At 42.8% G+C, this 13771-nt stretch carries 18 protein-coding genes and 1 pseudogene; 11 read left to right on the top strand and 8 right to left on the bottom strand.

Features of this window, described 5'->3' with window-relative positions:
- The first annotated feature begins 113 nt into the window (after nt 1-113).
- From SB658_RS17875 to SB658_RS17865, 3 genes and pseudogenes are all read left to right on the top strand, one after another.
- Nucleotides 114-566, top strand: a complete 453-nt coding sequence (locus SB658_RS17875; RefSeq protein ID WP_003226875.1) for a MarR family transcriptional regulator — start codon at nt 114-116, stop codon at nt 564-566.
- A 146-nt stretch (nt 567-712) separates the two neighbouring features.
- Nucleotides 713-1375, top strand: a complete 663-nt coding sequence (locus tag SB658_RS17870; protein ID WP_015715070.1) for an MBL fold metallo-hydrolase — start codon at nt 713-715, stop codon at nt 1373-1375.
- 7 nt (nt 1376-1382) lie between these two features.
- Nucleotides 1383-1525: pseudogene (locus SB658_RS17865) on the top strand (LysR family transcriptional regulator); the annotation flags it as partial.
- Nucleotides 1526-1549: 24 nt separating this feature from the next.
- Here the strand turns inward: SB658_RS17865 and SB658_RS17860 are convergent.
- The 3 genes from SB658_RS17860 to SB658_RS17850 all read right to left on the bottom strand — a co-directional run bounded on the left by SB658_RS17860 (nt 1550) and on the right by SB658_RS17850 (nt 3447).
- On the bottom strand, nt 1550-2029 hold the full coding sequence (locus SB658_RS17860; RefSeq protein ID WP_144500417.1) for a DUF2798 domain-containing protein: 480 nt from the start codon (nt 2027-2029) through the stop codon (nt 1550-1552).
- A gap of 82 nt (nt 2030-2111) precedes the next feature.
- The gene (locus SB658_RS17855) at nt 2112-2555 is read right to left on the bottom strand and encodes a GNAT family N-acetyltransferase (protein WP_144500418.1); all 444 of its coding nucleotides are present in this window, start codon (nt 2553-2555) and stop codon (nt 2112-2114) included.
- A 13-nt stretch (nt 2556-2568) separates the two neighbouring features.
- Nucleotides 2569-3447 (bottom strand): LysR family transcriptional regulator, encoded by an 879-nt coding sequence (locus SB658_RS17850; protein ID WP_038429957.1) that lies wholly within the window; start codon nt 3445-3447, stop codon nt 2569-2571.
- A gap of 187 nt (nt 3448-3634) precedes the next feature.
- On the opposite strand from SB658_RS17850, the gene SB658_RS17845 reads away from it, so the two are divergent.
- The gene (locus tag SB658_RS17845; protein ID WP_144500420.1) at nt 3635-4849 is read left to right on the top strand and encodes an MFS transporter; all 1215 of its coding nucleotides are present in this window, start codon (nt 3635-3637) and stop codon (nt 4847-4849) included.
- A gap of 34 nt (nt 4850-4883) precedes the next feature.
- On the opposite strand, the gene SB658_RS17840 is transcribed toward SB658_RS17845, so the two are convergent.
- Nucleotides 4884-5723 (bottom strand): pentapeptide repeat-containing protein, encoded by an 840-nt coding sequence (locus SB658_RS17840; RefSeq protein WP_101172324.1) that lies wholly within the window; start codon nt 5721-5723, stop codon nt 4884-4886.
- Between the two features lie 145 nt (nt 5724-5868).
- On the opposite strand from SB658_RS17840, the gene SB658_RS17835 reads away from it, so the two are divergent.
- Nucleotides 5869-6258, top strand: coding sequence for a YybH family protein (locus tag SB658_RS17835; RefSeq protein WP_038429954.1), 390 nt, complete (start codon nt 5869-5871; stop codon nt 6256-6258).
- A 67-nt stretch (nt 6259-6325) separates the two neighbouring features.
- Nucleotides 6326-7114, top strand: coding sequence for a hypothetical protein (locus SB658_RS17830; RefSeq protein ID WP_144500421.1), 789 nt, complete (start codon nt 6326-6328; stop codon nt 7112-7114).
- Nucleotides 7115-7151: 37 nt separating this feature from the next.
- Here SB658_RS17830 and SB658_RS17825 read toward each other — a convergent pair whose 3' ends face one another.
- On the bottom strand, nt 7152-7889 hold the full coding sequence (locus SB658_RS17825; RefSeq protein ID WP_144500422.1) for a MerR family transcriptional regulator: 738 nt from the start codon (nt 7887-7889) through the stop codon (nt 7152-7154).
- Nucleotides 7890-8048: 159 nt separating this feature from the next.
- Nucleotides 8049-9359 carry an MFS transporter gene (locus SB658_RS17820; protein ID WP_014478548.1) on the bottom strand — a complete coding sequence of 437 codons (1311 nt, stop codon included), beginning with the start codon at nt 9357-9359 and terminating at the stop codon, nt 8049-8051.
- 100 nt (nt 9360-9459) lie between these two features.
- Here SB658_RS17820 and SB658_RS17815 point away from each other — a divergent pair, with 100 nt between their 5' ends.
- Together SB658_RS17815 and SB658_RS17810 are read left to right on the top strand one after the other, a co-directional pair.
- On the top strand, nt 9460-9780 hold the full coding sequence (locus tag SB658_RS17815) for a hypothetical protein (protein ID WP_003226899.1): 321 nt from the start codon (nt 9460-9462) through the stop codon (nt 9778-9780).
- A gap of 12 nt (nt 9781-9792) precedes the next feature.
- A complete protein-coding gene (locus tag SB658_RS17810; RefSeq protein ID WP_144500423.1) occupies nt 9793-10239 on the top strand; it encodes a DUF6376 family protein in 447 nt (148 codons plus the stop codon).
- A gap of 32 nt (nt 10240-10271) precedes the next feature.
- Here SB658_RS17810 and SB658_RS17805 read toward each other — a convergent pair whose 3' ends face one another.
- On the bottom strand, nt 10272-11201 hold the full coding sequence (locus SB658_RS17805) for a manganese-dependent inorganic pyrophosphatase (RefSeq protein WP_017695792.1): 930 nt from the start codon (nt 11199-11201) through the stop codon (nt 10272-10274).
- Between the two features lie 205 nt (nt 11202-11406).
- Here SB658_RS17805 and hypR point away from each other — a divergent pair, with 205 nt between their 5' ends.
- The gene (gene hypR, locus SB658_RS17800; RefSeq protein ID WP_003236556.1) at nt 11407-11784 is read left to right on the top strand and encodes a transcriptional regulator HypR; all 378 of its coding nucleotides are present in this window, start codon (nt 11407-11409) and stop codon (nt 11782-11784) included.
- Nucleotides 11785-11815: 31 nt separating this feature from the next.
- Here the strand turns inward: hypR and cotF are convergent, their stop codons facing one another.
- Nucleotides 11816-12298, bottom strand: a complete 483-nt coding sequence (gene cotF, locus SB658_RS17795; RefSeq protein WP_003243364.1) for a spore coat protein CotF — start codon at nt 12296-12298, stop codon at nt 11816-11818.
- Nucleotides 12299-12443: 145 nt separating this feature from the next.
- Between cotF and SB658_RS17790 the strand changes: the two genes are divergently transcribed.
- Nucleotides 12444-12593, top strand: a complete 150-nt coding sequence (locus SB658_RS17790; RefSeq protein ID WP_003226909.1) for a hypothetical protein — start codon at nt 12444-12446, stop codon at nt 12591-12593.
- A gap of 224 nt (nt 12594-12817) precedes the next feature.
- A complete protein-coding gene (locus tag SB658_RS17785; RefSeq protein WP_003243969.1) occupies nt 12818-13747 on the top strand; it encodes a YybS family protein in 930 nt (309 codons plus the stop codon).
- Nucleotides 13748-13771 lie beyond the last annotated feature (24 nt).

Below are 13771 nucleotides of genomic sequence, written 5' to 3'. Positions count from 1 at the left end.
TCAATCCTTTTCTGATATTAGTCTGGACTGTACAGCATGCATGTGGTCTTATAATAGTAAGGTTAAAACATTTTTGTTGTAATTGCAACAAAAATACGTGAGGGGTTTTAGGAATGAATGATATTTTGCGTGAGATCGGCATGATAGCAAGAGCGTTGGATTCCATAAGCAACATCGAATTTAAAGATTTGGACTTAACAAGAGGGCAGTATCTCTATCTCGTACGTATATACGAAAATCCGGGAATTATTCAAGAAAAATTGGCGGAAATGATAAAGGTGGACCGGACAACGGCCGCGCGGGCCATTAAGAAGCTGGAAATGCAGGGATTTATTCAAAAACTGCCAGATGAGCAAAATAAAAAAATAAAAAAACTGTTCCCGACTGAGAAAGGGAAAAAGGTATATCCATTGTTAAGAAGAGAAGGAGAACATTCCACGGAAGTGGCCTTGTCCGGTTTTACTTCAGAGGAAAAGGAAACCATTTCTGCACTCCTTCATAGAGTGAGGAAGAATATAGAACGTGATTGGGAATATGTGAAGAAGGGGAACAAAAGGGATTATTAATGGACAACGTTAACAAGTTGAGCTGATGCTGGCGAAAATCGGCGTTTCCTCTCAAGAATCCAGTCAGCTCGAGCGTGGGTGAAAATAGTCCGTTCACTTCTGTTTTCTTTAAAACTATCAAAAAATTTCCACAGGAGATGGTTTGCGTGAACTTGAGACAACTATCAGAACATGTCTATCAATGTGAATTTGAGCTTGATGTGCCTCTTCGGATTCCAGTTCATACCTGGTTTATCAAAGATGGTGATGATGTTTATATTGTTGATACGGGAATAGAACGTTTTGCTGATGCTCAAATTAGGGCAGCGTTAGCGATCGGCAATCCAAAAGCCATTTTGCTTACCCATGGCCACAGTGATCATATCGGAGGTGCATCAAAATGGTTAGAGAGATTTGATATTCCGATTTTTGCGCACCAGAAAGAACTAAAGTACATCAATGGGGAAGAGCCATATCCGAACAAAAATGAAGTGGAGAACACAGGGGTAGCCCATATTGTCCAGCCGCTGACGGAGCAAACGCTTGCTCACCTGCCTCTGAAATACTATTTAACACCTGGCCATTCTCCGGGGCATGTCGTGTATGATCATAAAATCGATCGTACTCTTTTAACGGGTGACCTTTTTATCACAAGTAAGGAGGATTTACACCCACCTATAAGAAGATTCAGTGTTGATATAAATGAGAACATCGACAGCGGCTCAATCATAGATCAAATCAAACCAACGCTCATTTGCTCTTCACATGGCGAAGAAATCCTTTATAACGAAGAATTGTATAAAAACTATGTGGTAAGGTATAGGGATTAATGGAAGTGAAAAACATAAGCTGAAAAATCTCCAGCATGGTGAAGCCCTCGATCCGATTTACTCACACCCAAAAAGAAAAAATGGCAGCTGCCTGCCGCAGAGGCTTTTGCGGAGCTTGTTTTACATTCGATTCATGAGCAAAAGGAGTGAGTGTCAGGCTCACTCCTATTCTATTTAAATTGCAGTTGTGAGCTTTGGTTTTACAAATTTCATGAAAATCCCTCTGACTAATGGGCCCATAATCAGTAATTGCAATGGATAGGCCAGGATGAAATTTTTCAACACAATCATAAGATAAGCACTGAAGAGGCTGTCCCCGTTCAGCCCATTTGCTAGAACCGCTGTCACTAAACCGAACACAGACATACAAAGTACCATGCCAATCACCATACAAGTTGACATGGCAAGGATGATATAAATTTTTTTAGTCTTGTCAAACGGCATGCGGAATGCAATCTTCTTGGCGAGGGGGCCCACTAACAGTATATCTAACAGGAGGGCGACCATAAAACCGATGACCATTTCAAAAACGGTCACCAGTGAAAAATCATGAATGGCTCCGTTGATGATGGCATTGTAAATCGACATGACGCAGACCATTCCAAAGCACATCATCACGCCAAATATAAGACTCTCTTTTTTATTTGCTGGCATACAATCATTCCTTCTTTCCATAATCGGTGATTAGTATACCAATGAACCGTTCATGCTCATAAGTGACAAATTTGTGAACAATCTATAAAGCAGAATCGTCTTGTTTTGTCATCAGCACATGCGGAATGCCGTCCAGCATAAATTCTTCTGATGCAGTCTGATAGCCGAGCTTTTCATAAAAGCCTGCCGCCTGTGTCTGGCCGTGCAGTTTGAAGGCAGAAATGCCTTGTTCTTTCACAATACGTTCTAATGCATCGACGATCACTTTTCCCAAACCGAATTTGCGGTAAGACTTCAGAATGCAGATTCGTTCCAGTTTCCCCGTGTGGCCAACGATACGGACACGTGCAGTGCCAACAGGTACATTCTGATGATAAGCCAGGATGTGCTGGCAATCACCGTGGAGTGTATCGAACTCATCGAATTCATCCGAAATGGGACAGCCTTGTTCCTCTACAAATACTGCCTTTCTGATTTCAAACGCTGTATGTAAATCCTGTTCTGACGTGATTTTTTTGATATTCATGCTTGAATCCTCCCTACTCAGAAAAATGGCTGATCACATATTGTTTAAAGGTCTCAGCAACCGGTGATAAAAACCTGCCTTTTATCCAGGCAATTCCTATGACACGCTGACATTCCGGCCAGCTGACGCGGATTTTGGTGATTTTGCTTTGGTCTAAGCCTTTCAGGTCTGGGAGAATAGATATGCCCAGTCCGGCTGCCACAAAACCTGCGGCAGTAGCTGCTTCTTCTCCTTCAAACATAATGTTCGGCTGTATATCAGCCTTCTCAAACAGCTCATCGACCGTCATCCGAAGCGCATAGCCCTTTTTCAATAAAATAAAACGCTCCCCGGCAATCTCATTCAGGGTAATGCTTTCGCGACTGGCTAATGGGTGATCATTTGGCACAAATACAAAGAGTTCTTCACTCCACAGCTTGATCCATTGGATCGGATTTTCAGGCTTAATCGAAGCGAGGAGACAGAGGTCCAGATCCCCGGATTTTAATCGTTCAAGCAGCCAATAAGAGTGGTTTTGCTTCAGCTGGAAGGAAATGTTGGAGTATTCCTGCTGAAAGGAGCCGATGAGATCGGGCACGAGCGTGGTGCCTAATGTATGTAAAAAACCGAGAGAGACTACGCCTTGGTCTGGCTTTAATAAGGCTTGGATTTCTTCTTTTCCTTCGGTGTACTCCTTCATCATCGCCTGAACCCGCCGCAAAAAAATGTGTCCGTATTGATTTAAGCTAATGGATCGTCCTTGCCTGTCAAATAGCGGCACACCCAAATGATTTTCCAGCCTGGCGATAGAGCGTGAAAGCGCAGGCTGTGTGATGGAGAGGCTTTTTGCGGCTTTCGTGACGTGCTGCATTCGGGCCAGTGTTTGAAAATATTCAAGTTGTTCCCATTCCAATTATCATCCCTCCTTTATTACATATAAGCATGAAAATGATATTTTATATGCATTATACAACATATATCAACGGTGCTAAGATAGTAATATAAACAGACTCGAGGATGTTTGAATTCGGAAGATATAAAGGATGGTTGTTTATGAATGGCAGTGCTCCACAACATGATGAGGGACCGATAAAGTCCCGATGACATACATTCGAAAAGGCACACCGGTTTTTCGAAAAATTACGTTTGTTTTCTTCGCTGCGGGTTTCAATACATTTGCGATTCTATATTGCGTACAGCCGCTCATGGAGGAATTCACGCGGGAATTTCATGTAACGCCTACTGCGGCGAGTCTTTCTTTATCTGTTACCACAATGCTGTTAGCTGTGAGCATGCTTGTCTTTGGTTCATTATCCGAGGTGTGGGGACGCAAGCCTATTATGGGTATTTCCATGCTGGCCGCATCGGTTCTCTGTCTGGCATCGGCCTTTAGTCCGAGCTTTCATACACTGCTCGTATTGAGAACCATTCAAGGCGTTGCGCTCGCAGGCCTTCCGTCGATTGCGATGGCTTATCTTGGGGAAGAAATTGAACCCGGAAGTCTTGGATCAGCGATGGGGCTATATATCAGCGGAAATGCAATCGGCGCCGTTTTCGGAAGGATCGTTTCCGGGCTCCTGAGCGAGTACTTGAATTGGCATATGGCGATGGGGACAATTGGTGTCATTAGTTTGATTGCTAGTGTTATATTTTTTATAAATTTGCCGCCATCCAGGCATTTTACGCCAAGAAAATTGAAGCTCGGGAAATTGGGAATGTCTCTGATCGACCACTTGAAGGACCGAAAACTATTCAGCTTGTTTCTCATTGGTTTTTTGCTGCTCGGAAGCAATGTTGCCTTGTTTAATTACATTGTGTATGTGCTGTTGGGCCCGCCGTATTCGCTTAATAAAGCATTTTCCAGCTGGATCTTTATTGTGATGATTGTAGGCATTTTCAGCTCGTCTTTCATTGGAAGAATGGTTGATCGGTATGGCTATCCGAAAATATTGGTGATGAATATTTTCATCGTCATTGCAGGTGCTTTATTCACGATAAATAGTATGCTGGCAGTGAAAATTCTGGGGATTGCCCTCTTTACTTTCGGTTTTTTCGGAGGGCATTCAGTTGCCAGCAGCTGGGTGGGACGGAGAGCTCTTCACAACAAAGCACAGGCTTCATCGCTGTATTTGTTCTTTTATTATGCCGGTTCAAGTGTTTTCGGAACAATCGGAGGGCTATTCTGGTCTGGTTTTCATTGGCTGGGCGTTGTCGGTATGATCACCTTCATGCTGCTGATTGCGTTATGGCTGTCGGGATACTTGGCAAGAAGTGCGAAAGTGCCGGATAAAAGCAACGAAAAAGGATTCAATTGATGACAGCAAAAAAGGACCATAAGCGGGTCCTTTTTTATTTCCAATGGGCAGGGATTCGTAAAGACGGCGGCAGCTTTGTGTTCGAATCGCCGTTGGCGGCGTTCACCTGTGCCTGTGTCAGAAAGATGCTCCCGGTCAGGTCGGCGCCGCTGAGATCAGCGTCTCTCATATCTGCACCGATAAAGTCTGTCATTCTCAAATCGGCATTTCTCAGATCTGCGGCTATGAGCAGCGCCCCTCTTAGATTTGCTCCTCGCAGATCAAGCCCTTTCAGTTTCGCGCCGATCAGGACACTTCCCCGGCTGACTTTTTTCGGGAGTTTTGGATGGCGGGCTTGGGCACGCACCAGCTCACTCGTTTTTAACAGCCATTCATTGACCTCAGCTCGATGCTCGTCCACCTGCAGTGTCAGCAAGCGTTCTTTGCTGAGCCTGGTGAGCCTTTCTATTTTTTCGAAACTGGTTCTCAGTTCAGGATGAATCGGCTTGGCTATATCTATAGAAAGAGCTTCATGTAAATACCAGAGCATTTCGTGCAGCTGCTGCATGATAGGAAAAACGTCAAACATCTGGTTGGCCGTTTCGGGGCTGTTTCGCCAATCCTTTCCCTCATAAGTGATTTGGGATACTTTTTGGCCGGCGCCAAAGCATTCATATGCAGAGCAGCCTCGAAATCCTTTTTCTCTGAGATCTTTATGTATAGAACATTGATAGTTTGATTGTAAGTTGCGGCAAGGTGTGCCCCCGTCTTTATCAAAAGCAAAATCTGCCGACTTCGCATAAGGCAAGGCGACACAGCACAGGCCAAAACAGTGCTGGCAATCCGCACTTAAATCATGATGTATATTGTCATGTAACGTTACTTCCGCAGACAATAATGTCCACCCCTTCACTTGGGTACTTTGTTAAATATATCTATTTGATTATATAGGAAAATAGGATACTTTTCATTTTGTTTTCACGGTTTCAGTGAACTAACGATGTATAATATATCCAATCATGATGATTGGGGGAATTCATTTGGAACAGCAATTGAAAGACATCATCTCTGCGTGTGATTTGGCAATCCAAAATGAAGATTTTGATACACTGATGAATTATTATTCGGAAGATGCCATTTTAGTTGTGAAGCCGGGCATGATCGCGCGAGGCAAAGAAGAAATCAAAAAAGCGTTTATCACGATTGCAAACTATTTCAATCATCATATTGTCCCGACACAAGGGGAAATGATCCTGTTGGAAGCAGGTGACACGGTACTCATCCTTTCTCAGACACTGCTTGATTCGGATAAAAAGGACTCCGAGTATGCGATGGAAAGAAGGGCGACCTATGTATTTAAGAAGAATGCGCAAGGCGAGTGGCTTTGTGTAATCGATAACTCTTATGGTACGGATTTAATTGGTGTGTAAGATATGTCTTTGATGTGCCATTCCTGCATATAATGATTCATTCAGCTGATTAGGGAAGGTGACACAATTGAATGTGTATGACATCAGAATGGCTCCTTATTGGTTTTATGAAAGCAGAGGATTTGTTCAACATCCATACTTATTTCGGCAGCCCGTCTCCTCACGTGCAATCATTGCATCTACCCGCGGCGATGTAACGGGAGACGGCGTTATTGACGAGGTCTTTCTAACTGGAAATCAAATGCCCGGCAGCCCGTTATGGAGAGATATCACATTGGTGATCCGTGATGGCAGAACCCATCAGGAGCAGCAGATTCAGCTTCAAAACAATATGGGATACAATCCGTCACTTTTTCTGGGGGATATGACAGGCGACAAGATTGAGGATGTGGCAGTGGTTATGGATACAGGGGGAAGTGGCGGTGCTATTTATGCATATGTGTTTGCCTATCTAAACAGGCAGTTCCGGCGAATTTTCAATTCAGATGTATTGAATGATGAATTAAAGTACAGTGTGAGGTATCAAAATCAATATAAAGCGAGCGTCATCAGTCATCAGCAAAACGAAACGTATATCCTCGACCTTACTTACAAGGGCCGGGAATATTTGAATGAGATTTATAACAGCCAAGGTGTGTTAAAAATGCCGATAGAAGGATGGGTGAATCCTTTATCGGGCTTGTATCCGGTTGATTTTGACAGAGATGGCGTATACGAATTATTGGCGTACCAGCGGATAGCGGGAAGGTATAACGCCGACTCATTGGGATATGTTCAAACCGTATTAAAATGGAACGGACGGCGTTTTGCCGTTGACCGGCAGAATGTTTCGATTGTTGGCGGTGCTGTCTCGTAATCCTGATGGCTGTCACCCTATAAAGGGTGACAAAACACTACAGGTGTTCTGCAACGACAACCAAATAATAAGATAAACCGGCTTGCTGCTCTTCGAACATTCCTCTATGGAAATCATCTTGCATAAAAAAACGTGTTTGTTTTACGTAATCTTCTTTACTTGTCGGATGCCCGTTCTGATTTAGGAACTTAAGATGATTCATGACATGCTCTTGCACGGAAGGGTCATGATACGTTACACCGTTTCTTAAAAAATCAGCCATCCTATCAAGAAAATGTTTAGCCTCTATTGCCATTTTGTTCATTTCATCGACATTGATTGTATGTGTATCCAATTCAAAATCGTAACGCTCTTTTAAATACCCATTTTGTTCTGCTAAAGATTGTTTCCATTCTTCAGTGCTTTCAAATCCTTTAAACATTACCTTATGATCCATGTTTTCGCCTTTTCTCGTGTATTCTAAAGATGTGTTGACTGTTTGAATGAGACGCTGATACTTTTCAATTTTCTTTTCAAACAGCTTTTTTTGTTTTTCTAATGTACTTGTTCTTTCAGCATCCTCATTTAATAATCTTTTGATTTCTGACAAAGGAATATCTAATTCTTTGTAAAAAAGGATTTCCTGCAGTCTTTTTAGTTCGTCAGCACCATAGTACCGATATCCGGCTTCGCTTATTTCCTTTGGGGCTAGCAAGCCGATTTTGTGGTAATGATAAAGCGTTTTGATTGTGACATTCGCAATATTGGATAGTTCTTTTACTGTTAATTTCACCATCCGACTCCTCCTTTCTTCTTTCACTATGAGGCCTTACCTTTGGTTGGAGTCAAGGATAAAATGGTGGTGTTTTCGTCCGAAGACAGCCTAGTGAATGTGGGAGAAAGAAAATAACACCTGGCGGATTCAAAGAAAAGAGTGCTTTTCAGCAAGCACTCTTCATTCCAGTTTAATTCGTTTTACATCCCCTAATACAAACACATAAAAAACCAATCCCAGCAACAGCACAAAACCAGCTACCAGAAAGCTGAGGGTAAAGGAGCCTGTCACATCAAACAAATACCCTGTCAGTGACGCAGCAATAATGCCTCCGAACAGGTTGTTTGCGAGATTCACCATGGAGCTCAGCATGGATACGGAACCGATCGGCGCGAGTTCTGCGGAGATGGACCAGCCGACTGGAGCGGTTGCTGAAATTCCGGCGAGTCCGATGGAAATGCAAATAATGGCTACGGTAATATTGTTCGTCAGAATGGAGCCTAAGAAGAAAAAGCCAAAGCTCATTCCGACTATGATTACGGTTCGGTACACCTTGGTGTTAGGATAGCCTTTCTTAATAAAATAATCGACGAGCCAGCCGCCGACGGCAATTCCGGAAATGGTTGAGATCAGCCACGGCACTGCCGTAAATAAACCGGACGACATGAGATCCATACCGTATGTATGTTTAAAGAAAGTCGGAAGCCAGGTGAGCAGCAGGTTGAATGTATACCCGTACCCTGTAAATCCGATCATTAAGCCCCATACTTTTCGATTGGTGAAAAGCTTTTTTAAAAGCGGGCCCGTTTTGTAAGGGATTTGCTCTGTTGTAATGGCATTGTGTTTTTGAATATAGTTTAGTTCACTTTTAGAAATGCGTTTGTGCCGTTCAGGCTGTTCATAATACTGCCAGAAAAAGATCGTAAACAGCACATTGATGCATCCAATCGTCAAAAAAGCGACACGCCAGTCAAATGTTGTGACAAGAAAAGCGACCAATGGCGCGCCGATTACATTTGAAAACTTGGCGGCCGAATCGAACAGTGAGTTTGCCAATCCCCGCTCACTTGGAGGAAACCAGAGAGCGGTTGCCTTAGAGGCAGCAGGGAACGCAGAGGCGCTCGTCAGCCCAATGAGAAACCGGAACAGATACAACAGCAATTTTCCTTGCAAAAAAGCAAGAAGGATCGTTAAAAAGCTCCATATTGTCATTCCAACCCTCGTGACCCATGCGACCCCAAAACGGTCCAGCAAACTTCCGACAGGCAGCTGCATCAGTGTATAGGAATAGGTGTAAATGGAAAACACGATGCCGAGTTCAGTTGCAGTAAGGTGAAACGAATCTTGTATCGCAGGGGCCGCTACCGAGATGGCCACTCGGTCAAAATAATTAAGAATAATAATGCCGCTAAGTAACGAAGATATGTACCATCTGGTATGCCCAGGCCGTTTCACGCGCTCTTGACTCATGATGAAAACCTCCTCTGTCATAGCATGATCTCCTGATGGAAAAACCATTCAAATTTTAAATACCACAGCGCGCTTTTATATAAACGGCAGGAATTTGACTGGAACAGATCGGTGCTTTAGAATGAAAGTAATAAAAATGAACACTCCAAAGGGGAGTAGCTTTCACAGTAAAGTCGTCATTACGGGACAAGGTGTCCTCGGCTTTGCTGGCAATCTCATTGTTAGCGAGACCTTTGCCAAATCTGATTTGGTGAAGGTCTTTTTGTTTCAGGAACTTCACCAAATTGGTGGAGTTTTTTCATTTTTATCAAAAAGGGAGAGGAGCATCAGAATGTCTAAGCTGAAAAAGTGGCTGAAGCGTGAATTGGTGAGGAAAGGGCTGCCGTTAGCGAAAGAGAAATTGATTCCGATCTTAAAAGAAAAAATGAAAAAGAAACGATGAGGGGGGCTGAAGATGAAGATCATTTTGACAGTACTTGCCGGAGTGGGACTTTTGAGTGCAGGCGGATGCGGCATGCTTGATCAGGTGAACGACGGATTGAACTATACGAGTGAAGCAGCTGGTTATGTGGAGAAGGTGAAGACATTTGCAGAGGAAGCGCCTGAATTGGCTGAGAAAGCTGTAAATGACACCGAGGCGAAAGAAAAACTTGAAGCGCAGCTTGAGTCGATTCAGAAGGCTGCCGCTGATTTTAATGAATTAACGCCGCCTGATGCCGCAGCGGAGATTCATCAAACCATTCAGGAACATAACGAAACCTTGCAGAAAAGCGCTGAAGAGGTGTTGAAACAAGCCGAGGATGGCAAGGTATCGCTTAAAGAATTGGAGCAGTCAGACCTGGTCCAAAACGCAAAGCAAATTACTGATGTGATGGGACAAATTGAGAAGCTGGGTGAATAAGAAAAAGCATCCCGACGCGGGATGCTTTTTGCTTATTCAGCCATTGCGTCTGTTAAGACAGGAACGACTTGTTTTTTACGGGAAACAACGCCTTTTAAGAGGGCTGTGTTGTTTTCTAATGTAACGTTGAACGCTTTTTCCACTTTCGCTGCTTCGTTACCGATTGCAAGAGCAAGTGAATCATTTTCTAAGATATCTGTGATAACGAGAAGGAAGAGATCAAGATTTTTCTCAGCCACAACTTTTGAGATCACAGCTTCTAATTCAGCTTGGCGTTTTTTCACATCTTCAATGTCCACTGTATTTACTTGTGCGATTTCGACTTTCTTGCTGCCGAGCGTAAATTCTTTCGCATCAAGAGAAATGAGCTCTTCCACTGTTTTTTTGCTTAGATCAGCGCCTGCTTTCAACATGTTCAAGCCGTATTCTTCAGCATCTACGCCAGCGATCTCCGCAAGCTCTTTTGCTGCTGCTACGTCTTGGTCCGTGCAAGTTGGAGATTTAAATAACAGGGAATCAGAAATGATCGCAGACAGCATAAGGCCGGCAATTTCTTTCTCGATTTTCACGTTATTCTCTTTGTACATTTTGTTTAAGATGGTAGCCGTACAGCCTACAGGCTCAGCACGATAGTAAAGCGGCTCAGCTGTTTCAAAGTTAGCGATGCGGTGATGGTCGATAACCTCTAAAACCTGAACCTCTTCAATGTCTTTGATGCTTTGCTGGCGTTCGTTATGGTCAACCAGGATAACGCCGTTTACTTCGTTTGCAGCTGTTTCAACAAGACGCGGGCTTTCTTGTTTGAAATAGTCAAGCGCGTATTGTGTTTCGCCGTTGACTTGTCCGAGACGGACAGGCTCAGCATTGTAGCCGAGTTTGTTTTTCAAATCAGCATAAGCGATCGCAGAACAAATCGTATCTGTGTCTGGGTTTTGGTGTCCGAAAATAAGTATCTTTTCCATGATAGCTCCTATCCTTTTTTTAAGTAGTGTAATCTTTATATAGTTTAACACGTCTGGCTGCAGGTGTAATCATGCAAACCCTTAAAAATTGATGTGAATAAGAAGCATTTTCTTTGAGCTGAGAAGAAAAGGTGTGTAAAATACTGGGTAGCTTAGTTGCAAAATGTAATGTAGTATCAAAAAAGGTACTGTTGGAGGGTCAAGAATGAGTGAAAAAAAGAATATATACCCGAACAAAGAAGGCTGTCCAGTTGAATTCACTCTAGATGTCATTGGCGGAAAGTGGAAAGGAATTCTTTTTTATCACATGATAGATGGCAAGAAACGATTTAATGAGTTTCGGCGAATCTGCCCGAGTATTACTCAAAGAATGCTTACTCTCCAGCTGAGGGAGCTGGAAGCGGACGGCATCGTGCACCGTGAGGTTTATCACCAGGTGCCGCCCAAAGTTGAGTACTCTCTGACGGAATTCGGGCGAACGCTTGAACCGATTGTTTTGCAAATGAAAGAATGGGGAGAATCCAACAGAGACGTGCTGGAATCTTATCGTTCGAACGGCTTACTGAAGGATCAGCAGAAATAGCAGCAAAGGGAAAACTCCTTTGCTGCTTGTTTTATTTCATTGAAATGGCTCTGTTGGCGTTTCTGACATCGTTTTTCAACAGTTCAGAAAGGTTGTAAGACGGATAATATCCATGCTGATACATGTATCGATAAACTTGGGCGTGCAGCTGGATGGCAGCATTCAGCTGTTTGACCAGTACGTTTCTTAATTGAGGTGTTGCTGTTTCTGTAATTGCGATGGCATAGCTGCGGACAGATGTTTTGGCAAAACCGAGCAGGTCACCGCTGTAAAATGGGTTATCTGCGCGTTCTTCTTCCTCATCTTCTCTGTGCGGAGCCTGTGGAAAGAACGGAAGAAGCTCTCTCAAATTTTGCTCAACACCCTGAATAGACACGTTATAAAGCTGTCTGAGCTGAGGGTCTTTTACTTCTCTTATCATTTTCTTCAGTTTAATGAGTCCGTTTGATTGAAAAGCAACCAGCTCGTGCATTTCTAATGTTTCATGCCAAGCCAATGTTCTGCGTTCATCCATGTGAAAATTCTCCTTTATCGATCAGATTCCATATCAGCATATGCCCAATGCTCAATGTTGTTCATGATGTTTTGAAGTTTTTAAAAAGGGAAATTCACCTTATATAGGATACGGGTTGAGAACATGCACAAAGAGGTGAAACACAATGTGGGACATGATAAAGAACTTTTTCTTGTTTAGCAGCGGCGTTCTGCAAGCAACAACCCTTTTACTGGTGATCTTAATTTTTATGTATGTCAGAAAAACGAAAAAGAAAAACAAGGAATCTTCTGGCTTTATGGATGATAAACATTAATTGTGATGGGCATTCTTTTCAAAGAATGTCTTTTCATTTTTCATGTTTCACATGAAACATTAGCGTTATTTTACTTGCGATTTGGACTTATGTTAAAATATAAAAGTAAAATTTAGAGATGATATAAAAACATTCGGTGCAACGTATGTTGCAGCGATGAAAAAGAGCAGTCGTTTATGCTGCTCTTTTCTATTCGTATGTTCAGGATGATACGAGGTGACTAAGTGAAACAAACGAGAGCTTTAATGGAAGGTGCTATTTTAATCAGTCTGTTTGCGATCATTACGCTTCTGGTTGTTTATGTTCCTGTGATTGGAACAATTCTGTTATTTGCACTGCCGCTGCCAATGATCTTGTACACGATCAGACATGGATTGAAGCTAGGGATATGGATGGGCGCTGTCAGTCTTCCGGTTGTTTTTATTGTCGGGTCCTTTAACGGGCTTATTGTAGCTTTTATGTCAGCTTGCGCCGGCATTGCCATGGGACATTTTTTCAAAAGGAAAGAGCCCGGGCACGCCATTATTTCGGGCGCTCTTATTTATATGCTTAGTATTGTCTTCTATTTTGTGATAAGCATTCAGTTTTTGGGTATCAATATCATTGATGAGGCGATGACACAATACCGGCAATCTCTTGATATTGTAGAAACTGTAGCGAAGCAGTCGGGCAATGCTGGACAGTTTGAGAAGCAATTAAAACTGATGGAAGAACAATTGGGTATCGTTCAATATCTTTTTCCAACAGCTATTGTGATGGTAGGAGTTATTTTTTCTTTCCTCAGTTACCTTATCGCTAAGCCGCTCTTAAGGCGATTCTCCCCCGATATTCCTAATCTAAAGCCTTTTAGAGAGTTGAAGTTTCCGCAAAGTGTTGTAGTACTGTATTTGATTATTGTCATGCTTTCATTTTTGCCTTTAGAAAAAGGCCAAATGCTGTACTCTATCGCTTTAAATGGGGAGTTTATACTCGGGTTTCTGATTTTCATCCAAGGTTTATCATTTATCTTTTTCTATTGCCATAAGAAACAATATCCAAAGGCTGCGGCTGTGATTGCTGTCATACTTGGGTTTGTTCATCCGGTCTTCATGGCGGCCATTCGCATTTTAGGCGTTTTAGATATGGGCTTTCATATAAGGAATAAGGTGAAGTGAACATGAGTTTTACTCACATGGTGG

Origin of the sequence: Bacillus sp. SIMBA_008 (assembly GCF_046535495.1) — a bacterium.
Lineage (GTDB): Bacteria > Bacillota > Bacilli > Bacillales > Bacillaceae > Bacillus > Bacillus subtilis.
Note: the sequence above shows the minus strand (reverse complement) of the source record. Positions and strands in the feature narration are given on the sequence as shown.